This window comes from Acidithrix sp. C25, from assembly GCF_904848545.2.
This window is the reverse complement of sequence record NZ_CAJHCI020000006.1, coordinates 754837-778212: the sequence shown is the minus strand read 5'-3', so window position 1 is coordinate 778212 and position 23376 is coordinate 754837. Positions and strand designations below refer to the sequence as shown.

General features: G+C 48.4%; 21 protein-coding genes and 2 pseudogenes. 8 read left to right on the top strand and 15 right to left on the bottom strand.

Annotated elements, in window-relative coordinates:
• Window positions 1–37: 37 nt before the first annotated feature.
• A complete protein-coding gene (locus ACIDITHRIX25_RS72570) occupies window positions 38–235 on the top strand; it encodes a transposase (protein WP_082058441.1) in 198 nt (65 codons plus the stop codon).
• Between the two features lie 162 nt (window positions 236–397).
• On the opposite strand, the gene ACIDITHRIX25_RS72565 is transcribed toward ACIDITHRIX25_RS72570, so the two are convergent.
• The 3 genes from ACIDITHRIX25_RS72565 to ACIDITHRIX25_RS72555 all read right to left on the bottom strand — a co-directional run bounded on the left by ACIDITHRIX25_RS72565 (window position 398) and on the right by ACIDITHRIX25_RS72555 (window position 2829).
• A complete protein-coding gene (locus ACIDITHRIX25_RS72565) occupies window positions 398–730 on the bottom strand; it encodes a type II toxin-antitoxin system PemK/MazF family toxin (protein WP_052604413.1) in 333 nt (110 codons plus the stop codon).
• Window positions 730–987: an AbrB/MazE/SpoVT family DNA-binding domain-containing protein gene (locus tag ACIDITHRIX25_RS72560; protein ID WP_052604414.1), complete on the bottom strand. Its 258-nt coding sequence runs from the start codon at window positions 985–987 to the stop codon at window positions 730–732. Before ACIDITHRIX25_RS72560 ends, ACIDITHRIX25_RS72565 begins: the two co-directional genes overlap by 1 nt.
• A 378-nt stretch (window positions 988–1365) precedes the next feature.
• A complete protein-coding gene (locus ACIDITHRIX25_RS72555) occupies window positions 1366–2829 on the bottom strand; it encodes an AAA family ATPase (RefSeq protein WP_052604415.1) in 1464 nt (487 codons plus the stop codon).
• A 135-nt stretch (window positions 2830–2964) separates the two neighbouring features.
• Here ACIDITHRIX25_RS72555 and ACIDITHRIX25_RS72550 point away from each other — a divergent pair, with 135 nt between their 5' ends.
• The gene (locus tag ACIDITHRIX25_RS72550) at window positions 2965–3231 is read left to right on the top strand and encodes a hypothetical protein (protein ID WP_213333399.1); all 267 of its coding nucleotides are present in this window, start codon (window positions 2965–2967) and stop codon (window positions 3229–3231) included.
• 33 nt (window positions 3232–3264) lie between these two features.
• Window positions 3265–3492, top strand: a complete 228-nt coding sequence (locus ACIDITHRIX25_RS72545) for a type II toxin-antitoxin system RelE family toxin (protein ID WP_052604416.1) — start codon at window positions 3265–3267, stop codon at window positions 3490–3492.
• 492 nt (window positions 3493–3984) lie between these two features.
• On the opposite strand, the gene ACIDITHRIX25_RS72540 is transcribed toward ACIDITHRIX25_RS72545, so the two are convergent.
• The 5 genes and pseudogenes from ACIDITHRIX25_RS72540 to ACIDITHRIX25_RS000000104170 all read right to left on the bottom strand — a co-directional run bounded on the left by ACIDITHRIX25_RS72540 (window position 3985) and on the right by ACIDITHRIX25_RS000000104170 (window position 9317).
• On the bottom strand, window positions 3985–5376 hold the full coding sequence (locus tag ACIDITHRIX25_RS72540) for an NAD-dependent succinate-semialdehyde dehydrogenase (protein WP_201732527.1): 1392 nt from the start codon (window positions 5374–5376) through the stop codon (window positions 3985–3987).
• A gap of 1055 nt (window positions 5377–6431) precedes the next feature.
• Window positions 6432–6857 (bottom strand): annotated as a pseudogene (locus ACIDITHRIX25_RS72535) (ISL3 family transposase); the annotation flags it as partial.
• Between the two features lie 204 nt (window positions 6858–7061).
• The gene (locus ACIDITHRIX25_RS72530; protein WP_052605479.1) at window positions 7062–7310 is read right to left on the bottom strand and encodes a helix-turn-helix domain-containing protein; all 249 of its coding nucleotides are present in this window, start codon (window positions 7308–7310) and stop codon (window positions 7062–7064) included.
• Window positions 7311–8523: 1213 nt separating this feature from the next.
• The gene (locus ACIDITHRIX25_RS72525) at window positions 8524–9126 is read right to left on the bottom strand and encodes a chloramphenicol phosphotransferase CPT family protein (protein WP_235347549.1); all 603 of its coding nucleotides are present in this window, start codon (window positions 9124–9126) and stop codon (window positions 8524–8526) included.
• A complete protein-coding gene (locus ACIDITHRIX25_RS000000104170; RefSeq protein WP_082058442.1) occupies window positions 9054–9317 on the bottom strand; it encodes a Txe/YoeB family addiction module toxin in 264 nt (87 codons plus the stop codon). Before ACIDITHRIX25_RS000000104170 ends, ACIDITHRIX25_RS72525 begins: the two co-directional genes overlap by 73 nt.
• A 14-nt stretch (window positions 9318–9331) precedes the next feature.
• On the opposite strand from ACIDITHRIX25_RS000000104170, the gene ACIDITHRIX25_RS72520 reads away from it, so the two are divergent.
• The gene (locus ACIDITHRIX25_RS72520; RefSeq protein ID WP_213333398.1) at window positions 9332–9697 is read left to right on the top strand and encodes a hypothetical protein; all 366 of its coding nucleotides are present in this window, start codon (window positions 9332–9334) and stop codon (window positions 9695–9697) included.
• Window positions 9698–10484: 787 nt separating this feature from the next.
• On the opposite strand, the gene ACIDITHRIX25_RS72515 is transcribed toward ACIDITHRIX25_RS72520, so the two are convergent.
• The 4 genes from ACIDITHRIX25_RS72515 to ACIDITHRIX25_RS72500 all read right to left on the bottom strand — a co-directional run bounded on the left by ACIDITHRIX25_RS72515 (window position 10485) and on the right by ACIDITHRIX25_RS72500 (window position 13990).
• Complete coding sequence (locus ACIDITHRIX25_RS72515) at window positions 10485–11399, bottom strand: hypothetical protein (RefSeq protein WP_052604428.1); 915 nt, start codon at window positions 11397–11399, stop codon at window positions 10485–10487.
• A gap of 730 nt (window positions 11400–12129) precedes the next feature.
• On the bottom strand, window positions 12130–12516 hold the full coding sequence (locus ACIDITHRIX25_RS72510) for a (R)-mandelonitrile lyase (RefSeq protein ID WP_201732525.1): 387 nt from the start codon (window positions 12514–12516) through the stop codon (window positions 12130–12132).
• 139 nt (window positions 12517–12655) lie between these two features.
• Complete coding sequence (locus ACIDITHRIX25_RS72505) at window positions 12656–13453, bottom strand: nucleotidyl transferase AbiEii/AbiGii toxin family protein (RefSeq protein ID WP_052604426.1); 798 nt, start codon at window positions 13451–13453, stop codon at window positions 12656–12658.
• A 159-nt stretch (window positions 13454–13612) separates the two neighbouring features.
• Window positions 13613–13990: a hypothetical protein gene (locus tag ACIDITHRIX25_RS72500; RefSeq protein ID WP_052604425.1), complete on the bottom strand. Its 378-nt coding sequence runs from the start codon at window positions 13988–13990 to the stop codon at window positions 13613–13615.
• Between the two features lie 586 nt (window positions 13991–14576).
• On the opposite strand from ACIDITHRIX25_RS72500, the gene ACIDITHRIX25_RS72495 reads away from it, so the two are divergent.
• The 3 genes and pseudogenes from ACIDITHRIX25_RS72495 to ACIDITHRIX25_RS72485 all read left to right on the top strand — a co-directional run.
• Window positions 14577–15602 carry an IS630 family transposase gene (locus tag ACIDITHRIX25_RS72495; RefSeq protein WP_201732524.1) on the top strand — a complete coding sequence of 342 codons (1026 nt, stop codon included), beginning with the start codon at window positions 14577–14579 and terminating at the stop codon, window positions 15600–15602.
• Window positions 15599–15808 carry a hypothetical protein gene (locus ACIDITHRIX25_RS72490; protein ID WP_201732523.1) on the top strand — a complete coding sequence of 70 codons (210 nt, stop codon included), beginning with the start codon at window positions 15599–15601 and terminating at the stop codon, window positions 15806–15808. Before ACIDITHRIX25_RS72495 ends, ACIDITHRIX25_RS72490 begins: the two co-directional genes overlap by 4 nt.
• Before the next feature lie 204 nt (window positions 15809–16012).
• Window positions 16013–16438 (top strand): annotated as a pseudogene (locus ACIDITHRIX25_RS72485) (ISL3 family transposase); the annotation flags it as partial.
• A gap of 561 nt (window positions 16439–16999) precedes the next feature.
• Here ACIDITHRIX25_RS72485 and ACIDITHRIX25_RS72480 read toward each other — a convergent pair.
• Together ACIDITHRIX25_RS72480 and ACIDITHRIX25_RS72475 are read right to left on the bottom strand one after the other, a co-directional pair.
• A complete protein-coding gene (locus ACIDITHRIX25_RS72480) occupies window positions 17000–17449 on the bottom strand; it encodes a hypothetical protein (RefSeq protein WP_052604421.1) in 450 nt (149 codons plus the stop codon).
• An 849-nt stretch (window positions 17450–18298) separates the two neighbouring features.
• Window positions 18299–20170 (bottom strand): WD40/YVTN/BNR-like repeat-containing protein, encoded by a 1872-nt coding sequence (locus tag ACIDITHRIX25_RS72475; RefSeq protein ID WP_052604420.1) that lies wholly within the window; start codon window positions 20168–20170, stop codon window positions 18299–18301.
• A 436-nt stretch (window positions 20171–20606) separates the two neighbouring features.
• Here ACIDITHRIX25_RS72475 and ACIDITHRIX25_RS72470 point away from each other — a divergent pair, with 436 nt between their 5' ends.
• Complete coding sequence (locus ACIDITHRIX25_RS72470; RefSeq protein ID WP_201732521.1) at window positions 20607–22727, top strand: putative transposase; 2121 nt, start codon at window positions 20607–20609, stop codon at window positions 22725–22727.
• Here the strand turns inward: ACIDITHRIX25_RS72470 and ACIDITHRIX25_RS72465 are convergent.
• Complete coding sequence (locus tag ACIDITHRIX25_RS72465) at window positions 22699–23256, bottom strand: transposase (RefSeq protein ID WP_052604418.1); 558 nt, start codon at window positions 23254–23256, stop codon at window positions 22699–22701. The two genes, ACIDITHRIX25_RS72470 and ACIDITHRIX25_RS72465, sit on opposite strands and share 29 nt — an antisense overlap.
• Window positions 23257–23376: the final 120 nt, after the last annotated feature.

The following is a 23376-nucleotide window of genomic DNA, read 5'->3' as shown; positions in this document are numbered from 1 at the left end:
GATTTTTGTATCCATGACGTAGCTGGAGGCAAATTTCATGAAGTCCAAGAGACATACCCCAGAACAGGTGTTGAAAAAGATCGCCGAAGGGGACAAAATGCTCAATGAAGGTGCAACTGCAAGCGAGGTTGCCTGGAGCTTTGGTGTTGCCGAGGCGACCTGGCACCGATGGAAGAGCACTTACGGCGGAAATAAAGGCAACGACGTAAAGCGTCTCAAGGAACTCAAACATTGAGAACTCCTCTCTAAAAAGAATCGTAGTTGACCAGACCCTTGATATTGCGATACTCAAGGAGGTTACTCAGGCAAACTTCTAACCCCGAATCGACGCCGCAACCTTAAACATTTTCAACGAGCCACTGTTTCAATGGCAAACTTAGAAGGTCTGCTGTTTCTCTCATTCAAATATCGGAGCAAGCTTCGCCAGCACTTCGTCGAGAACTGATCCTGGAACCTTTTCCAACCAACGGGCATTAGCGGCTCCTAAATCAATAGCACACGGCTGATCACACCTGACTATTCCGTTGGTACTCGTTCCTGCATCCTGGAGTGACACAGCAAAACCCGCCGTCCTGGAGAAGTTACCTCCTGTTGTAATGGGCAAGACTATAGGGACCCTAACGACTCGATTAAATGCAGTAGCTGATACCACCAATACGGGACGTGTGCCTCTTTGTTCATGTTCCAAAGTTGGGTCAAGCGACACAAGGTAGATATCGCCACGTTCCACTAAAGTAGCTCGTTCCCTACGGGCTCTGAATCAAGCCAAACCCGGTCTTCTTGAGATAGTTCCACTGATCCATCACATTGAGCTAGCAATTCTTCCAAGGTGTATCGTGCTCGCGGAGCTTTTGTAATTACTAGCCGATCGTTATCTATTTCAATTCCGACAGTCTCACCTGAATGTAGGTGTAATAGATCGAGGAGAGCAGGGGGAACGGCAAGCATGACTGACCCTCCGACCTTACGAAGATTCGTTGTATACACTACGCTCCTTTTTCAAATTAGTTATATGAAAGTATAATACATGGTAAACCTAAAGAACCTACTAAACTCAACCGTTATGGTCTTTACTGGGAATAATGCATGAAATTGCGCCGGAAAGTCCCGTCCGTAAGGGCGGGGAGTATTTCACCATACAACTCCTCGAATCGGAGAGGTTACGAATAACGAGACCCAAAGTACCTATCTCACGGGCTTCATTTATCGTTCAAGGAATACGTGGGAACCGTTAGGTGTCAAGATGGGAGGATAAAGCGGCGAACTGCAAAATCAAAAGCGCATCGGATTCAAGGCGTTGGCAACAATATCGACCTTATTGGTTTATTTACGCTAAAACTGCTTGCCGAGAGTTCAAAGCCCACATCACTCAAGCAAAAGTGCCACAATTGGCGCAGGAATTGCCCATGCCGGATGAGAAGTGTCCAATATTGTACGTGTAGCCACAACTCCCAACGAAAAATAACCCTCGATTGACCTTGCCTCGGCTCGCCAACCAGTCGACACCCACTTCGATTCCATTGGAACGCTTTGCTTGACACCAGAGGGACTTGGAATTGGAACCTTTGAAAAGTCGATCTCCTTGCCACTTCCAGTCCGAAGATAGCCAATTGCATCGTCGGATTCCCAACGTCCCGTTTGCAAATCATCGACTGCCCTAGCTACCGAAACCGCAAGCGCCGCTTCAGTGAGACGAGTAAAGTCTGGCGAAGGAATCCCAGACCTCAGACGAGGACCAATCCACGAGAGCAGTGGATCAGCCAGATACATCTTGGACTGCGAACCTCTTTTGCGATTCCCATCCACATCGATCTGGTGACACCAAAGCGCCGCATAGGCGTGTGTAAGTCGATTCAAACGAACATCGAATCCGTTGCCATCGGCGTAACCCAACTCCTCCGCCAAAGTCTTCCTAGAAAGAGGGGAACTGCAATGTTGTTCGATCGTCGAAAGCAGCCGTGGAACCGAGTCATCGTGGGCATCGGGATCAACATCGCGGTGCAACCACGACGCAAGATCTTCTAGAAACGAGTCGCTCACCGCCCCCGTGTTATGGTTCTCGGCTACAGCTCGTGGAAACCCGCCCGACGTTAAATAAGACTGCCACGCGAGATCGAGTTCGTCTACGAATGGTTCGAGTGTTTCTACGATACGAAGTGCGTCCGGGGATTGCAACTCCCACGGACGTACTTTTTCAAAGGATGGATTCAGGCGATTCGTAGCGATCAGTACATCACGTAGCGACATCGGATGAAGTATACGTGAACGCCGATTGGAACGTTCCCCCGATCGACCCGCCATTAGATCTCTCTTGACATTTGAGCTATCATCCCACGATGACCCCGTACACACAACGGTGTCGTTACCAAACGGAGTATTGTCGCGTTGATATTTGAGCTCCGCCGTCCAGCCTTTAACCGCGGTCACCTCGTCGAGGAGCCAAATTCGCCGACGCTCTCCCATTGAACGTGTGAGTTCACGACCGAGACGGACCACTCGGCGCAGGTCGGCTAGCGTCATACCATCGAGTGCAACGTAGATGAGTTGGCGCGGATCGATGTCACTTCGTCCGCAAAGTGTCAATGCCGTGTCTTTTAGAAGGACAGACTTTCCGACACGACGAGGACCTCGAAGAACGATAAGTTTATCATCCACGTCTCCGTTGGCGACATCGTGAAGGAGGTTGGATCGATATCCCAAATCAAAGGACTTTCGCGACACAAGAGAGCGATCGTCCAACGCCCACCCATCAGGATCTCGCCCGGCTGCGGCCGCTTGCCACCATGGGTTGTTCTCACGAAGTCGAGTACGAATTTCATCGTCGCGCATGATTCTACGCTAATACCACCCCCCCTGTTTTAATGTTGTATCACATTAAAACCCCCCCTGTTTTGATGCGATGTCGCATTAAAACCCCCTGTTTTGATGCGATGTCACCCATCCGATTTAGATTCAATCCAAATTTTGAATACTTCTAAATACTCTGTAGTGAACACTGCAATAACACAACCGGATAGAGTCCCATTGCAGTCTTGGGAATTACTGCCACGCCATCCGCCAGGGCTTCGACTCCCCGGAGCCTTCGCTGCGAGCCTTGTCCCCCACGCCGGTCGATTCGGACTACGCCGCAACGATGGTCTCTCTTCTTCGTTGGCTGCTCGACCTCGTCGGCGACAAGGAGGCGGCAAAATGGATGCAAGAGGCGCGGGACACACCGTTCGAAGCTGCTAGCGCTAAATTAGCCTCACGAAACAGGCGCACAACATGAGTGAACGAAAGCGAACCTACTCTAGTCCGGGGGCCTTCTGTCGGGCGCTCACCGACAAACTCAAGACGGATCCACGCGGAAGCAACTTCGAACCCTTAAAGGCTTTCTTGGGATCTGGCGATTACGCGTTGGCGACTACCGAGCTATATGCAATCGACGACGACCAACTTATCGTCTTAGTGGTGGAAATCGGTATCCGAAGTGAAGTGTATCGAAACTTCTAACAAATATCCGCACAATACTCCTCTTTGCATAAAGCGCCACCAGATGACCAGGATTCGTGCACGTTTTCGCACTGGAACCGATGAATCAAGGAAGTGCTCTTAGGCATTGCTATGGCTAACTTCACGGTTCCGGGGTGAACGCTACCCAGCCAAGTAGCTACCAAATAGCTAACTAAATGATCGAGGTGCAAATGGTGCGCTTCATTCCACCGCAGGATCGCGCACCATGGTTTCGGGTTATCTCGCCAATAAAATCAGATGACCACACTTTGGACTTCCAATTTAGAAAACTAATTGGCAATCACGAATAACATTTAGCTTCCGAGATCGAAGACGGGTAACAGAATCATCTCGATATCGTCAACCACGCACGCATGATGACAGGCCAACAACTGCCAGTCTCGGCTATCTCACGACAGCGACGTAAAGAAAAAACGGCGTAACTCCATCGACGCAACTGCAATAAAATACCGAGACCAGCTCCTATATCACCTAGAAGGGTGCGTCGATATCAACGACGCCGACCACCTTATTAGTGACGAATTCGCGGATGCCGAATTCGGTGAGTTCGGTTCCGAAGCCAGAGTTCTTCACACCTCCAAATGGGATGTCGGCTCTAACTACAGTTGGGTGATTAACAAAGACCATGCCTGTCTCTATTCGCCGGGCGACACGCTCTCCACGGACCACGTCACGAGTGAACACCGACCCGCCCAATCCATAGATGGAGGCATTCGCAACGGAGATCGCTTCGTCTTCGTCGGCGACACGGAAGACCAAGCTCACCGGACCAAAGAACTCGGTCTGATACGCCGGGTTATCCGGCTTCACATCGGTGAGGATGGTCGGTTGGAAGAACGCTCCCTGCTTAGGGACTGCTTCGCCTAGCCTCTCTGCGGTCGCACCACTGTCGATAGCCGTCTTCACCTGCTCGGCGAGCATATCGACTGCACTTTGCGTGCTCAGCGGAGCAAGTTGCGTGACTGGATCATGCGGATCACCAGCGCGCAGTGCCGCCACTGAAGAACGGTACTTGTCCATGAACTCGTCGTATACTGCATCCACAATTATCAGCCGCTTTGACCCACAGCACACCTGCCCGGCGTTCCAGTGCCGCCCCATTACCGCCCATTTAACGGTCTTGTCGATATCGGCGTCCTCGAGAACGATGAATGCATCCGAACCACCGAGCTCCATCGTGACCTTCTTCAGGTTCTTACCAGCAGCGGCGCCCACGATCGTGCCGGCGCGCTCACTGCCAGTTAGCGCAACTCCTCGCACCAGTGGATCTGCCAGAATGTGATCGGTAGAGGCAATCGATATGAATAGGTTGGTAAAGACGCCATCGGGAAGCCCAGCATCATTGAAGAGTTTCTGCATTGCCTGTGCCGCAGCCGGCACGTTCTTCGCATGCTTTAGTAAGACAGTATTTCCGGCGAGGATCTGTGGAGCAGCAACGCGCACAACCTGGTAGTAAGGAAAGTTCCACGGCTCAATGCAATAGATAACTCCGAGCGGTTCGAATACAATCGTCACAGTACCCTCTTTAGCGCCCTTGACCTCAAGGGGCTTATCCTTAAGGAAACTTTCGCCGTGCTCGGCGAAGTAGTCGAAGATGTCGGCACAAAGTTCTACTTCAAGCTCTGCCTCAGCGGATATCTTTCCCATCTCTAACGTCAGCACATCCGCGAACATACGCTTATCAGCTCGAAGTATTTCTGCTGCTCGCGTCATGACCTTCGATCGATCTGCGAACCCGGTGGTACGCCAATTCAAGAACGCCTCGTGAGATTTCAGGATTGCGGCGTCGATCTCAGCATCTGACGCGTATGGAAAGCTCTGCACTAGCTTATTTGTATATGGATTTACCGTCTGATAAGCCATTTATGCCTCTTTCTGTTGTGCTTGGCACGGGAGGCAGGACATCTATTTCGGTGAGAAGCCCTCAATGCATCTATAGCTTTGACGCTAGTGCCTTCCTGAAATCTTACGTTACCGATGTGCGTGACCTTGGCTTTTACAGTTGGCGGAGAGATCTATCGGGTAGAAAAATATTTACATTTGTTGAAGCGTCAAGAATTGCTGGATTGAAACATTGTCGGTTTCTAAAACCTTCCTTTGGGTACTTATGATTCCACAAAGGCCGCTAACAATCTTTTAGACGCAAATGCCCTTGTATTTGAAACCACCTTTTTGTAATGAATGAGAACATCTATGAGTGAATTCAACCTCGTAAAGCGTTTTCGATAACAACGGAACCAAGTGACTTATGAGCAATATTTCAGCCGAATTCAATCAACGACTGATTCGCCCGAGATCACTCTCATGCTGTTCAAAAGTCCGGTGTTGCCTATATACAAACTAAAGCTGATCATCACTTATTTGTGTAATTCCTGACCAAAACTACCGTCGAGTACTTTTATCGGGCAACCTATAGCAATATACTATCTGGTCATATAGATTCAGATCGTGAGATAAAAGTCCCATAAGATATTAAATACTCTCACCAATATCTAAAAGAATAAACCCACGTCTTCATTACTTCAGATCAACTCAATCTGAGAATTTGACGCTTCCGCGAGCTCAAACTCGCCAACCTATTGATTTAGCTAGCATGTCCGTAAATTTTTTTCCCTCGGATTAAGTCTACCCAGTCAATTCAAATCTTCATAAAAATTACCCATAGGCCCAATCAAACATCATTAAAAATTGCTAAATATCGGTAACTTTATAAATCGCAACTGCTGGTGGGCCAGCAAAGCTACACATCAAATAGTAAACGTAGACTTTCGGGCTCTCCTAACATAGATGTGGATCAAGCAACCCTTTCGTAGGGGAGCTTGAGATCAATCGGACCGCATGAAAGCATCACCAAGCCAAGTGTTGATTTTGCAGAGTGAAGACCATAGCATCTAGCAATGGCGGATCTAATTTATTGTTTAGACCCTCAAGCCTTCCGTTGGAGACACCCTTTTCAAGCTAGGGGGCTCAATAGCAGCCATAATTCCATCTTTATGGGTTCGAATTGTCTTTGATAATCTGACAAAGCTAGGTATCTGTGCTCGTGAAGCACGAGCACACCAGGAATCCAAGAACTCAGCTACTTCGTCATTGGATAATCCACTACCGAATATCCCTCTTAGGGATTCTTTCATCTCTAAGGGCTTTAGAAGTATTGCAGCGGTTGACTTTATTTGACGTAGAGTCTCATTTTGGCGTTGAGTCAAATCACCAGGATTCTTTAGTAATGCCCATCTTGCACTCACAAACCTACGGGCGTAATCTGGAGTAGGAAGTTTTCTCAGTTGGCGCCATAGGTCGCATCTTACCTCCTCCAGGGCCTCAGTGCCCAATTTAACGACATGAAAAGGATCGAGGTTGCGACCTAAGTATCTGGTGTGCGATCAGCGAAAGCTTTAGCAAAAGCTGGTCCCATGTCCATTGTTGCTACTTGTGTGAGAGCTTGGAACGTTGCGAACCAAGCTCACATAAGAACCCATCTAGACTCTTAGCGCTTTTTCCTTCTGCTCCATAGACGATCTTTCCAGTTTCATGATCTGTTACGGGCTCTAAATAACTTGGGTTATGTACTTATGGTGTTTACGATAGGCAATCTCATCTACCCCTATTATTGAGAGCTTCTCTAGTCGCTTTGGATCGATCTCTTTGGCTACTACTCTCTCACAGATCGTACCAACTGTTTTCTGAGCAATCCGGGTGAGCTTCGTAACTGTTGTTTTATCCATCTTTGCGGTTGAGCCGGCAACTAGATGTTCAAAGTCTCTCGTGAAGCGAGATTTACGATACCGGTCACCCAAATGGCACTGACTCAGTGATTACTCCATAATTGGGGCATTTCGGTCTCCGTAGGGCACAAGAGATCCAAGTACGACGTATTCCCATGTCAAGATGTCTCCAGCGAGAGTTGATAAGTTCTGATGTCGTAGCGGTATTTTGTTTTGAATTTACGGCTTATTCAACAACACTTTGGACATGCGAGCTTGGATCGTGCAAGTTTGACATCTACAACAATTTCATCTTTTGAGATAAAAATATCGTTGACAATGACACCTTTAACGTCAAGCAACTGCTTGACTAGAGAGTTAGCGTGCACGGTTAGATCTCCTAAATCTGTGTGTTAGTAACTTCAAATTTAGAGGTCACAAACCGTGCACGTTTCATTCAATGCTTTTAAAGACCCAAAAGTTCTTATCGTGCTGGCGTTACTTATCGGTTATGGGGTCTTGGTGACCCACATGAGGGTTAGGAGAGCCGACTTTCGTCCAGGCGCGTCATGGTGGATCGGTCCAACATGCCTAAACATTTCGCCAGTCTCGATCGATCAATAACCGTAAATGTCTGGATAGTTGACGCATCTGCCTGCTTTCAGATTAATGGTAACTTTGCTATTTTGAGCCGTTTTTGACTCTCCGATTTCTCGGCGACAATGGTTATTTAATCTTCGCCGATCGGTTCGCAAGGGAATATTGAATTGTACATAAACGCGAAGCGCCTATACACCATTCAACAATCTTTGACGACTATCACGAACGGTTTGCTACTGCTGCTACCGACTAAATCAAATAGTCATTGAAGATACTTGATGGAGCTGGCGGGACCTCATTTGATGGTCCAGAATTTATGTTATTTTTGGACCAAGTTGTTTTTAGGGGCTAACGACTCCAGGGAAAACGCTAGAGCAATTTTGTTATTTGGTAATAGCGGATGACTGAAAGAGCCTGTCCCTGGCTTACTCCGGGCGAAACGGATAGCCTTTTGGACTTCACAATAATTTCCTCCATCTACGTTATGGATACCAAGCTCGTATTAATAGCGGATCGTTAAATAGGGAGCCTTCCAATTGCAGTTCAGGAGATTGGTCGCGAGCGCGTAACGACTGGTTATATCGCGGGATGCCTACCAGATTCGAGTCTGGGGAACTGGTACCACCAGAGGTACCGGAAAGCCATCCGTTGTCAGCATTCCTTATGGGCACCAGCACGTGTTGGCAGATCTTTTCGTGTTCAGGCATCACGAAGTGACGCGAAGAGTAATCCGGCGAGCGCATTCCAAAGCGGAGTAATCGGTAGTATCGACTTCGATGTCGCACATGACCTCCTCATGCACTGCAAGTGCCTGTGCCATTGCCATTCCCTGAACGCGATCGGATCGGGTTATTTCGCGCATGGCAGCCGCATTCGGGTCGCAGTGAACTCCGATCCACAACACGTCAAGACCGGTCAATGCGCCTTGCAGTCGTCGTTGCCCTATACCTCCGGTCAGAAGGACTTCATCGAGAATTAACGATGCACCGTTATGAGTCATGAATGCCAGGCCTGCGTACCAGACGTCCTCGAGGGCTCGGAACTCGGGCTGGATGGTCACGGTGCCGTCCGATTCGAGGACCAATCCCGATCGGGGATCGTCACCTCTACCAGGGAGCGCCTCGATCAGGGCGTCCACTCCGAAGGTCAACCAAACTTTGGGCAAGATGTCCTGAAGGGCTCGCGCAATCGAGGACTTTCCTGAGCTCGAACCGCCATTCAGCACGATCACCTGGGTCATGACTTCTCGAAGTGATAGTAGGACTGAAGGAGCAAGAGGTCCGCGTCGAACAGTTGGCAGACGAACCAATGCCCCTTGGTGATTCGCTGCGACCAGGTGCCAGGTATCTCGTGCCTGAGCGGTTCAGGTTCGCCGATCCCGCTTGTTCGGTCGTACAAGGCATCGTCGAGCAAACATTTGATTCGTCTGGAATTATCGCGCTCAGTCTGCTGACAATATGCGTGATCCTTCGAGCCTCGGGTTGTAAAGATCGGCCTCATGCCCGATCGAGTTGGTGGTTGACGCCTTTGCTAGGGAGAGTCGCCTCCTCGGCATCGAGCAGGCGGTAGTGTCGATGACGTTTCCTCCGACAGTGAAAGTCCCAACAAAGGGGCCGGATCCTCCCGATGGCTCCGGACGTAATCTCGGTACCGCGCCTGGCGTTGTTGGAACTGGTAGACGGCATCAAGGAGATCAGTACTTGCATAGTCGGCTTGGGCGAACTTTTCCAGCTGCTTCAGCATTTGGGCTGATTGGACCCCTCTTCCTGCTCATTAAGGGCTGGAAAACGTGTGAGGAGGTCCTCACGGGACCGGCGAGACCGCTTTTGGCCCAGACGGTCATGGTCGGGAGTATAGGTGCTACGACAGTCCTGGTCTAAGCCGAGGTGTAAGCGCGCAGCCAAGGCGAACGCCACAGTGTAAAGCTAAGGTCGATCCGACCTTAGCTCGATTATACGAGAATGCGCTCGACCTAGAGTGGACTGCATGGATTTTTAGGTACCGACTTTTCAACGACTTGCGATCACCAAATCCTAAATCTTGCGAGCATTCTACGCCTAAAGTCACCACCAACATTAATGTACCTGAAATTTAGTATTAGCTCTCTTAAGTCGTCGAATTATATTTATGCATAAACTTTCCATTGCTTCCCGTTTGTAGTCACGTTCGCAAGCGTTGTTAGTCTCAATTTGGCGCATTAAAAGCTTCCGTTAGTTCCTCAACCGGTGAAATCGGCTGCAGATTACCCATCGTACTTTTTCCTTAGCCCGATAATTTGTCCCTTGGGAACCATTAGATCAAAGGGTTGGACGCTCTACGTAAAGAATCTCTTTTACAATAGGCGCACGGTATCAGATTCGGTTAGCGTCATTACCGCCAAGACGAGAGCCACTTCTCCTTTTTGACGCTCTCATAACGAGCTCGGACGATCGTATTTGCAGACAAAGGGCCACGTGTTCTAAATCACCGTGGTCTGCATCACGAGTGCGCCACTAGCCTAAAATATCAAAAGAGCCCCGAGCAATTTCGCTGATCAAGCTCTGGCATTTAGCACCTGACCTATATTGGTAATCTTCTTGAAATACTGCTTGGACTTGTGCCCTTTGGATTTTCAAAGGCTTTTCTACACTTGGGTATGACTGATACGCTCACATAATAGAAGGCCAATCAACTAGGAGCCTGCATTCTAAATGCTTGTTTTGTTTGGTCGAATTGCCAATATTGCGCAGTAACCGTGCCTGAGGCGCAGTCGGGGTTGCAGTTGTTGTAGGTACTTCTGATTTCGGTGCCTACAAAGGATGGATTACGGGCTAAGACATTTGTAGGAGTGGCTTTTCCAAAAGGGTAAAAGTTAGCATATTGCCAGCTTGATATCGAGACAGGTGAGGTTTGGATTACGAAGGCTCCAGGAATATTGTCGGCAAAGTCTAACGGGATCAAAAAGGTAGGCTTTCGATTATTCGTTACATCACCAACCGTGATTCCTGGTGAATATGAGGCAGTCACCATCCACGGAAAGCTGGGGTCAACAGCGGCAGGTTCATCAGAAGGTCGAGCGAGTTCGGCAACTACAGTCCATTGCCCCTGCTGGTAAGCCATAACTTTGACGTTGAGTGAATTCGGGTCATAGGAAAAGGCTGCCAGTGCAACTGGGGTCTGCCCATCAAGTACTGCCGGACTCAATATGAAGCCATGGTAGGTGATCTGTGCCGCACTCGCAGCGCTCGATTCGGTGCCAGACAGATTTCCTACGAACGTCGTCAAAGACTTGGCCACCGACGATGAAGGCGGGAAGGTGGTAATGGTCGACATATTGGTTGCGACAGAGGTAGTTGTAGTGGTAATCAAGGTGGTAGAGGTAGATTTGACGGTATCAGACCTGACAGCGGCTTGATTAGTCGCTTTGGTACTTTGAGCAGTACTTTTCTTTGAACTTTTACTCACCGTTGTTTTCTGTGATTTTGAAGATGGATTCGAGGCGATGATAGCAAAGGTTAGGAGGATGAGTGCCACGACTGAGCCGACAATCATAATCACCACCTTAGTCCCACTGTTGCCCTGCTTTAAAAGTTTAAACGTCATCTCTCTGCCTCCTTGGTGCTCTTTGGGCAACAGTAATATAATAGAGCGGTAACCCAAAGTTGATTTTTAGATCACATGCATCAGCACTGGTGAACCTCCCCGCCCTTACGGACGGGGATTCTGGCTCCGTATGTTTGGTTGGGGTTACCTAACATCGCTTCCATCATGCCACCGCGACCGACTGGTCTGGTGCTAATGAATTAGCACTGGTAGATGAGTTCGCTAGTTTCGGCTTGCTTGTCTGAGATGTCTCAGACAAGGCCCGGTTCTGGGCACTACTTCGGGCTCTGGCCTTACGGCACTGCACCTTTTGGTGTGACTTGCGTTGATTGGGTGGGTATGTTCACGGTGGCAGTTTCGCAAGAAAAGCCGTTGATCACCGAAAGCCGTTCCGGGTCAAATTGTGGGTCACATTCCGGGTCGCACACTTAATCAAACGCTTTGACATCAAACGCTTTGACTCATACCTCGCTTACTGCACCATTTGACTAGTTGGCTACCATTTTCGGTGAAGCGAGGTTACCCGGATTTAGTATTTTGAAAAATTTCCATCGAATCTATATCCCACTCACAAGTTGCATCACTAACGGATACGTCGTTTAAGATACCAAACCCTATGTCGAGTTGCGGTTTGTGTTCCGTTGGTTGATTCAGCTTTGGAGCCCCAAGAATGCAACTTGCAAACTCCAAAGGCCAATTAATTTCGCATTTGTAGCTGCCCTAACCTTGACTACTTAGAAGGACCGAAGTATTGTGCATCCGTGACGTGTTGTCCCCAAGTCGCTTCACCGATTGTCATAGAGATGTGCGTCATATAGTAATCCGGCGTGGCACCATGCCAATGTAATTCTCCGTCGCCTGAAACGACTACGTCACCGGATGTAACCTCTAGGACCTCGCCATCGTGTGCCTGAATGAGACCCTTGCCCTCGGTAACGTATAGTGTTTGGCCTCCGCGATGGGAATGCCAAGCCGTCCTCGCACCTGGGGTGAAGTGGACGGAGCCAACCGATAAAGGCGAGAGTTCACCACCATTAGCAAGACGATCTAGATAGACGTCACCGGTGAACCAGTCAGATGGTCCCTTTATGGTTGGCTGCCTTTTGTTCAATTCCATAGTTTTTCTCCCTAATTAGATGCCCGCTTGTCACATGCGCATCTTGCAACCTTGAAGCGACATATATCTTCTATCGCTAATAGAAGATATATGTCGAACACAGCTTCTAGGCAGCAAGTAGCCTGAACTTCTATGGAACCTATGGGGCGGTCCCCTCGAGTTCACCAATAGCTGCTTCTGCCACACCGATGACCACTTCTAAAATGTCGTGTACATATCGTGGCTCACGGATAAATGTCTGGATTTGAGCATCAAGAAACCGTGACATCTCTTTCTGGAATCCACTAACCGTGAGCGGTTTTCTAAGCAGCGCAACCCTTTCGGCCAACTGTTGGAGAAAACGAGCATAATCGAGATGATAGTCGTTTATCTTGGAGCGCACAAAGTCGCCATTTAGTAGGACTGCATCCTGGGCGAGCATATGAATATCCCATAGGTCCCTAGGCTTGACATGGTCGCGTGCTCCGAGCGCAACGATCTTGTCTGCCAGAATTTCCACTTTAGATTCGACTCTGAGCATGAGAGACCTGTAGCCAAATGAGACATTGTTGGAAATAACTTGAATTGGTCGCACTTCGCCGGTACAGGAAGAAATCCTTGCCACTTCAAGGTGAATGACATAATTCTGTTTCAGAGACCTATCAAAGTTTGGCAGCAAAATCTTTGACTTCCATCGGCTGACATGCACACTGTCATTTCCATTAGGAAGGTATTCATCTACCTCCGCCAATAGCCCATACGTAGCCCCCACGTTGTCTTTTAGCCGTTCCATAAAAGGCTTCATTTGGGAGGGATCAAAATCTAGTCCACCAGCAAAATCTAAATCCTCGGAATAAAGAACTCCGCCGTAGCAAAGGCGCAGTGCTGTTCCGCCCGTCAAGACCAAGGTTGACGCACTCCCACTTTGAAGTAGCGCCTGAAGGATTTCGTAGTGCAAGTTCGATAGTGTCGTAAATACATTGCCGTTGTCCCCTTTGAAGTAGCGCCTAAAGGATTTCGTAGTGCAAGAGTTCCTTCACCACCGCGGGTACGCTCGCCTGCCTTTCCCTTGCGATCTCCTGAGCCATCTCAAGCAATGAAGTAAACTCGGCTGCCATCATGATACCGTGGTTTCCATTAGCTCAACCATCGTTAGGTTGCGCTTGGTGAAACGTAGGTCTTCATATGCACGTTTTGGAGTTGCGACATGAATATCTCTGCTCCTATCGAAAACAATCTCTGGTGATCGTACCTTTCGCGACGTGTGAGTAAATTCAAGCACGCAATATGGTGTGTAAAATACGGAGCTTCGTCCTGTGGACATAAGCGTATATCTCTGCGCTATCTGCGAAATCCATCCTGCATCGGACAGTACCGATTCGAGAGAGAGGTATGAAAAATCAAATGGTCTAATGATGGATGCCAAAGCGAGAAGGGGCTCAGCTGGCATACTTCTTGCTCTGGGATTTACATATATCCCACGAGCGATACGCACGATATTGGGCTCTCCTAACCCTCATGTGGGTCACTAAGACCCCATAACTGATAAGTAACGCCTGTACGATAAGAACTTTTGGGTCTTTAAAAGCATTGAATGAAACGTGCACGGTTTGTGACCTCTAAATTTGAAGTTACTAACACACAGATTTAGGAGATCTAACCGTGCACGCTAACTCTCTAGTCAAGCAGTTGCTTGACGTTAAAGGTGTCATTGTCAACGATATTTTTATCTCAAAAGATGAAATTGTTGTAGATGTCAAACTTGCACGATCCAAACTCGCATGTCCACCGTGTTGTTGAATAAGCCGTAAATTCAAAACAAAATACCGCTACGACATCAGAACTTATCAACTCTCGCTGGAGACATCTTGACATGGGAATACGTCGTACTTGGATCTCTTGTGCCCTACGGAGACCGAAATGCCCCAATCATGGAGTAATCACTGAGTCAGTGCCATTTGGGTGACCGGTATCGCAAATCTCGCTTCACGAGAGACTTTGAACATCTATTCGCATAACACTCTGAAATGCTCCAATGAGCCCTTTTAATTTCTTGTGGGGTGTGTTAATCTTCTCATGACATGCTTACACCCGAGGAACTCGCCACTATTGAAGCATTCATGGCGAAGACTGAAAACATCGACGAATATAAGCGGGCGCTGGCAGTTCTCACCCTTGAAGATGGGAGTCCCCTCAACAGGACAGCCCTCTCTGTCAAGCATGTACAGCGAATTCGACGGTCATTCCGCAGCGTTGGCACTGAGGCATTCAAGGACAAGCGCCATAACAACGCTCCGGTACTTCTCTCAAAGTCTCAAAGAGATGAAGTGGCAATCATGCTCACGACTACAACTCCCAATGACCACGGCTATAGCAGTTCCCCGTTTTGGTCAACACGGATCCTGGCTACAGTACTCAAGCGCAGATACGGTGTTCTCTATGCCTCTAGGACTAGCTATTACGTTCTGTTTCGGGAAAGTAAGTTCAGCTTCCATCTGCCGGGCAAACAGTACGAGAAGGCTGATCCACAAGCGGTAGCTGAATGGAAAGACGAGCAGCAAGAACGTCTGAAAGAGGCATTCTCTGATCCAGATACGGTGATTCTCTGTGAAGACGAGATGGTTCTCACTCAGGCGACAACTACTCAGAAAGTGTGGATACCGAAAGGAACCACACCAGCTGTAATTGAGACCAATGGAACCAGAATGAACCGGAGCATCTATGGGTTTTTAAACCTCAAGACAGGCAAGGAGCATGCATTTGCAACAGAGCGCCAGACTATGCATGAAACAGCGGCCATACTGCTGGCGATCCGCAAGATCTACCCAAGAGAGAAGATTCTGCTTATATGGGATGGGGCAGGATGGCACAGAGGGAGCGTCGCTCAAGAGGCAATTAGGGAGCATCACATCGAAGCAGTCCATTTCCCTCCGTATTCTCCGCAACTCAATCCCCAGGAACACGTTTGGAAGCAAGGGCGCTCTGCTGTAACCCACAATCGCTTCATTCCCAAGATTGAACCAGTCACAAAGGAATTAGTCGACTATCTCAACACGACGACATTCCCATACTCTTTGCTTGATTTCAAGGAGCAAGTCAGAGTGTGAGCTCTATAGTTGCCGGCTCAACCGCAAAGATGGATAAAACAACAGTTACGAAGCTCACCCGGATTGCTCAGAAAACAGTTGGTACGATCTGTGAGAGAGTAGTAGCCAAAGAGATCGATCCAAAGCGACTAGAGAAGCTCTCAATAATAGAGGTAGATGAGATTTCCTATCGTAAACACCATAAGTACATAACCCAAGTTATTTAGAGCCCGTAACAGATCATGAAACTGGAAAGATCGTCTATGGAGCAGAAGGAAAAAGCGCTAAGAGTCTAGATGGGTTCTTATGTGAGCTTGGTTCGCAACGTTCCAAGCTCTCACACAAGTAGCAACAGTGGACATGGGACCAGCTTTTGCTAAAGCTTTCGCTGATCGCACACCAGATACTTAGGTCGCAACCTCGATCCTTTTCATGTCGTTAAATTGGGCACTGAGGCCCTGGAGGAGGTAAGATGCGACCTATGGCGCCAACTGAGAAAACTTCCTACTCCAGATTACGCCCGTAGGTTTGTGAGTGCAAGATGGGCATTACTAAAGAATCCTGGTGATTTGACTCAACGCCAAAATGAGACTCTACGTCAAATAAAGTCAACCGCTGCAATACTTCTAAAGCCCTTAGAGATGAAAGAATCCCTAAGAGGGATATTCGGTAGTGGATTATCCAATGACGAAGTAGCTGAGTTCTTGGATTCCTGGTGTGCTCGTGCTTCACGATCACAGATACCTAGCTTTGTCAGATTGTCAAAGACAATTCGAATCCATAAAGATGGAATTATGGCTGCTATTGAGCCCCCTAGCTTGAAAAGGGTGTCTCCAACGGAAGGCTTGAGGGTCTAAACAATATATTAGATCCGCCATTGCTAGATGCTATGGTCTTCACTCTGCAAAATCAACACTTGGCTTGGTGATGCTTTCATGCGGTCCGATTGATCTCAAGCTCCCCTACGAAAGGGTTGCTTGATCCACATCTATGTTAGGAGAACCCGATATTGCCTGCTCGAGTTTGATGCTTGAGGGATTGCTGAAGGTCGCCAGGTGAGTCATCAAATAGCAATTTGAGTCGAGGCACATCGAAAGCCCAAACCCCATGCCTGTCCCACTTGTCCAGTGTTTGCAATAGCACGCTTGTTTTCACGCAATCAAGCATACAGATAATGATATAAAAATATCATTATCTGTATAGTACTGGCGGCGATTTAACCCTTTGAAGGTGAGTTGACACGGACATCTAAGCTTTCGACTCGTCAAGTGGTTGGGATTCAATTGGAAACTTCGAATCCGCTCGAATGACCAGGAAGGTTCCGCTCCAAAATTCATATACATTAATATACATTTCGTTTCGTTTCTTTTCGCTCTCAAGCAACCCTCGTGTATTCTTTCCTGTCCACAAGAACAGAACTAATGAGAATTGGTAGTTGCCCATCTTACATGTTCGACTTGCGTCGCAATGGTTTGCTTGTAGTCCTCACCTGAGCGGTAGTCTTGACATCTGTTTTGACGTTTTGGCTTTCCATTCGGCGTAGGAATCTCATCAAGGATCTTTTTCACTTCTCTATAAGGAGTGAACCGGCTGATCTGGTGATCTTCAACCCTTGATTTGATATTCATGGATGCTACGTAGTCCACATCACCCAGCCAGTTGCAATCCAAATAAGGATTGCGACAGTGAAACATATCCCCGTTTCGGTTGTCTAAAGAGATATACCCCCACTTTGGATTAGGACATGTTTGGCGCATGTAGGCCGCGTTGACCGTTTTTATGTCGGAACCTTTGACATAGGTATGTACCGTTATGCGTTCTTGGTTCTCATTCCTTGCCAATTGAGAGCTCCGATAGTCTTGTCGCATAATCGATTCCCTGTGTGATGGCCTCTCGCGACGCGATGCTTTTTTAGCTCAATAATGATCCAAGTACCGGGCTACTTAATGCACTATAAGTCAAGAAATGCACTTCCCAAGTTCAGTTGACTGCGCATCACTTCGATTCCATCATGCCACAAGATTTGGATCGGCCTCCATCCATCCCTCGAGGTCTTTTCTGGAGGAATCGATGCGGTTTCAGACGAAAGGACCGTTCATTCCCGATAAGCCATAACGCTGATCCACTCATACCCGTGACCATTCAATTCTTTGACTCCACCAATCCAAAGTCGAGTCACGACTTTGGATTGGTGAAGCATATTCGATCTATACGATATTGAAGTAAACGGGCTGAGCCCGTCCGCCCAAACACCCTTAAAAATGACCTTACAAGGTCTCGTTGCTTGCGAAGAGTAATCACGTCAGCATGGAAGAGTAATCCTCGCACTAACCGATAGCTAAAGGTGCTTCGCGCAGCAATCTCTTCGAGTGGCGCGTAATTGTTCGGACTAATCGATTGAAGCTACGTCAAACCTAGCCTTATTTGAAGACCAAAAAAGGAGCGACAATTAACGCAAGAACTCGATATTAAATTCACTTTCACTAAACAGTACCAAGGATGATCCAACAAATGCACCATAGTAAGAGGTGGGCGACCCACCACCAAATCAGAACAGAGTGATTTCGTGCAACTCGTAGCCGTCGACCACACTCGCCGAAGTCCTTCGCTAGCTTTGCCGCCCAGTTATACCCTTAGACGAAGCCACTCTTGACGATCGGCCTATGGTCTCTTGTCGCAAGAGACCATATTGGTTGGAGATTCAACTGCCAATCTCCTTATGAGATAGCGCTAAAGCTAGCCCCATTGTCATTTGTCCTAAACAGAGGAAGAGAGCCGTCGGTTACCACCGCCGAAGAACTACCAGTCGGAACTAGTCCATGATCTGAAGAGATCTGCAGCCAACTAGGAAGCGGCCTAGCCTTGAATGATTTACCGCCGTCAAGAGTTACTAGTAGTTGTTGAGAGGTCCAAAAATAACCAATCGATGCGCTTTGGAATTTGATTCCGTAGGGACCGAGATTTGACCAATAACTAGAGGTAAACCTCTTCCAGGTTTTCCCTCCATCAGTCGTGTGGTAGAGCGAATAGGTGGTTACCCTTACATTCTTCTTATAGGGATTGTTCAGAAGTGGACCTTGAACGCCGCCGATCACCCACCAATTGTTAGTCGACAACATATCAAGAGAAATTGGCATAAATGGCGCTTGGACGCCACGCCATGTAGATCCTCCATCAGAGGTAGCAACGATCTTGTCTCTCTTCGCAGTTGTCACCAAAATGCCATTATTAGGCGAAAGGAAATCTGAGAAGAGCACTTGCCCCGCATTTGGAATCAGAATATCTTTCCAAGGCCCAGACCGCGTCTTTAGCCAATAATTGCCTCCGGAGATAGCGACCTCACCGGAACTAAAGTCTTTGAAGTAAATCGGATTTGAAGCTGGTATGGAGGTAAAACTAACAGCCTTGGAAGAATCGAGTGGAATTACGACTCCCCAGCCATCTAAGGTTAGGCCACTAAGGATCTGATCGGCAAATGAAAGCTGAGATGGCCAATAGGAGGGAAAGACTTGTTTCCAAGTATTTGCAGAATTGGAACTCCAAACTGCTCCAAAGTTCGTAATTGCCAATGGACCATAAGGTGTCGTATGTCGATAATATGCAATTGAGGTAGATGGACTAGGTGACGCCGGCAATATCTGATCGGTAGACCAGCTAATACCACCATCGGTGCTTGAATAAACTGCACCTCGAGGTCCCCTGGCTACGACGAGGTATCCGTTTGTTGGCGAAGTAAAGGTGACCTCTTCCAAGTACCCAGTTATAGGTAGACCACTCGTGGTATTGGAAAAACCTGCAGTTGATACAACTTTCCAAGTTGTGCCACCATTGTGTGTAGTCAATAGTGTCTTAGCTTGAGAGCCGGCGCCTGGCTGACTAGCGATAGCTAAAAAGCCAACCTCTTGAGAAGGAAAAGAAAAACTGGAACTATTAATGAGAGCGCCATTTGATGATGCTATTGCTAATATTTGAGTCATGCGCCAGTTCTTTCCCTCGTCAGTCGTTGTCTCAATCGCATCACTTGGTGGTTGATCAGCTGTAGAGTTTGTCACTGAGGTAACGCCAACGCCATCTTGGGGGCTGAAGAAGTGAATCTGTGTGAGCAGACCCGTAGAGACCATTGCCCACTTCTTTCCACCATCACTACTTGAATAGAGTGTTGTAAGTGTTGCAATACCAGACGGATTTGAACTTGGGTTTCGAACCAAAGCAAATCCGTACTTTTGACTAGGAAATTGCAACTGTAGAATCTCGCCGTCGATCGTTCCTAGTGCGGCGAAGTTAGACTTGGGCGTTGGTCTTACAAAGATCTGGCTCGTTGACCCATTGAACTCAGCCCGATAAATAGAGCCAAATTTGGTAATATCTACAGCTCCGCTCAGATTCAAATTTGGAGTATTGCCCCAATTCACGTTGACCGGCGAGCCAACGTTGATCTTTGGTGTATAAGATCTCAAAACTTTGCTAAGGGGCACCTCGGTCAAGGAACTTTTCGGTGGAGAAACAGATTTGCTAGATCCACAGCTAGCCAAAACCATAGTTAGAAGGGCGATAAGTACTGACGTTCCTGACAAACGAAACAATTTCATAAATCACCGTACCATATATAGAAAATTGATCAATATCGATCGCAATGATCACTTTGGAAGATTCCCACTGCCTTGACCGCTTCGCTTCTTCTAAAAAGCAATGCCCATGATCACGTCGATAAAAGGATAATCCTAATGCTAAAGTCGCCTTGGCGTATGGGGGGGGGCTTAAACTAGGTATTGGAATTTACAAATTGCAAAAGGATGGCGTTTGATCAGGGCATTAACCGAATCGAACGAAATAAGAACACTTTTGACCATTCGCAATTCGGTCGACCAACTTCAAGCACTGATAGCTGATGATAGATATCACCGAATATGACCACCCATTAAGAGCCTCAGACCTCCGGTAGTTGAGCCACAATCCCCGTTTTGAACAGCGATTTCTTTTATGTTAGGAATTGCATAAGTCGTTCAATAGTGCTATGATAAGGAGATGAGAAAACGCCGAGAACAAATCGAATTGCTTCCGGGTATGCCTGCGCCATTCAAGCTCACTAAGACGATGGTAAACGGCGAGATGGTGGTGAGCTGGGGGCCTCGGGCAGTTTTCGTCTACGATCCAGCGGACCTAGGAATGCGAAACTTGGCCATCGTGGCACTTACTTCGGCAGGAGCCTCGGGCTTAGAGGTGGCTGCTCTCTTTGAGTTGCGACCCGAATACATCTCGAGATTGCGCGGCAGAGCATCCAAGGGCGGTTCCGCCGCTTTGGTCCCACCTATGGGACGACCCCGGCTTCTCAGTGATGAGGCGATTGCTCAGGCCTATGCCATGGCGGATGCAAACCGTCCAGGGACCGAGATCGCCGCTGCAATTTCGGTCTCGACCGCCACTGTGAGCCGTCTTCTGGCACGGCGAGTTCGCCCTGAGTCCGAACAACTACGCCTCAGTGTCATTGATGGGGTTGAAAAGCCCGATCAAGCAAACATAGAAGTCGAATCCGCCATAGTAAAGCCCGATCTTGGAAACAGTAGCGACACCGACAATCTAGTAGTTACCCGCATCAGCGATGGGATCCGCCAAAGTGCCTATGCAGGGGCGATGCTTTTGCATGGCTTTTTTGATCGAGTGGGTGCCAGTGCTGTGTTCGGTGTGTTGCCATCAGGTAGCGCACGCCGCTACGACGTGAGCGCCACGTTGCTTGTTGCAACCTTTGGATTCGCACTTGGTGCATCGTCACTAGAGGGAACCAAGCACCTATTGGACACTGACGCCGGAGCACTGGTCGGCTTGGAACGCTTTCCTCATCTTCGAACCCTGCGCCCCCGGCTCGCTGGCCTTGCCGAGGAGATTGATCCTCTTAGAGTACAAGTAGCTCTAGCCAAGGCAATGCTAGAGGCCGACGATAGCGCTCCGGAAGTGTTCTTTGTTGACGATCACTTCGTTGCCTATACCGGGTCTGCTCCACTGGCTAAAGGTTGGAATACCCGCCGACGACGCGGCGAGCCAGGTAGGAACGACACGTTAATCGTCGATGAGAATTGGCGGGCCATCTGTTTTTCATCTGGAGCACCGTCGTCGCTCTCCAAAACCATGTGGGGTCCTCTTGAACAGCTACGGGTCATCTGTGGGGACCGCCCGGTGATGGTCGGCTTTGACCGGGGTGGTGCCTACCCCAAGGTCTTTGCCGAGTTGAACAAGGCCGGCTTCGACTGGGTCACCTATCGCCGTGCCCCTCTTGAGGTACCTAGTGTTTTACCTAAACACTCATGGGTAACCATAGATGGATATCGACACTACATCCAAGTAGCATCAGAGACTCTTCATCTAGAAGATGTCGGAGCGCTCCGCCAGATCAGCATCTATGAGGATGGTCAGGTGGCATTGCAGATCCTCACCTCTGATTTGGTGAGCAGTGCTGCTCGCCTAGCACACACCCTGAGATCGCGGTGGCGCATCGAAAACAGCTTCAAGTACTTACAAGACCACCACGGCATTGGTTGGTTGTGTGACTATCGCATGGATCGCCGCCCTAATGTAGCCAAGGTAACCAATCCCATGCGCACTCAAGCCCATAACGCACTCAAGAGCGCTGAATTAGCTGTTGCAGAGCTTGAGAGATCTATTGGAAGAAACGCTACTACCCAAACTGCCGACATCAAAGAGAAAAACAACACTCTTGATAGTCTCTCGCGTCAACTCGAGGTGGCACGTGTGGTCTTCGAGGAAGCAAGAGTTGCACTCAAAGCTATCCCCGCCAAGATCCCCGCTACCGATATCGATCCCAACGCCACTAGAGCTTGGCCTGTCACCAATCGCCGGGCCTTACAGATGGTCTGTAGCTTGCTCGCTTACAACGCAGAACTTGACTTGGCTCGAACGCTCAACAACTATCTCTGTGATCTAAATGAGTACCGGAGCATTACTCGTAACTTGCTTCATCAGCCCGGTGAGATCCGCTATAGCCCAAGAGCAATTACCGTTACCATTCGTCAGCCTGATGCTCCCCGCATCAATCGAGCCCTTAGTCTGCTCATAGAACAACTCAACGCTAACCCACCGCGCCTTAGCGGTGACAACCGACCAATTACTTATCAGATCGAGCCAAAATCTTGACATTGATGTAATTCGCTATTACCGGAGGTTTGAGGCTCGGGTCAGAAATGGTATATAGCTCCCTTAGGGCCTCTTTGGCCTGCCAAGCAGTAGCAACCTCATTGCCTGGATCATCGGCTTTGAGTAGTCCAACGAGCTTATCTTTGGCATAACTAGTCAATCGTTCATCTGCCATAGTTAGTAATCGTCGTATTCTATACAAAGGATCACCTGCTCTTGCGCGTGACCCATAGAGCTCGTTCTGAACTCGACGCCTAGTTTCATCGATTCGTTGGTTGGCCAGCTTGATCAGGTGAAATGGATCGGCTACAAGGGTTGTCTTTGGCAGAGCCTTTCTAAATACGGCTTTGTAACCACCAGATAGATCGAGGGTTCCCCATTTAACTCCATCACGCCAGCTTTGTTCTTGACTTTCAATCCAAGCCTTTGGATTGGCTCCGCCTCGACCCGCTACAACATCTAAAGCTACACCACGTCTCACATCTAGAAATAGTTGTAGCCCAATTCTGTTTGTGATACTTACCTTCACGGTAGAACAAGACCTCGTCTAGTCCCAGAGCATCCACAGCACCAAAACGTGAAGGATCATCCACCAATGCAGCTCCATAGGCAACGACTGCGTCATTTATCGTATGCCAATCACAGCCAA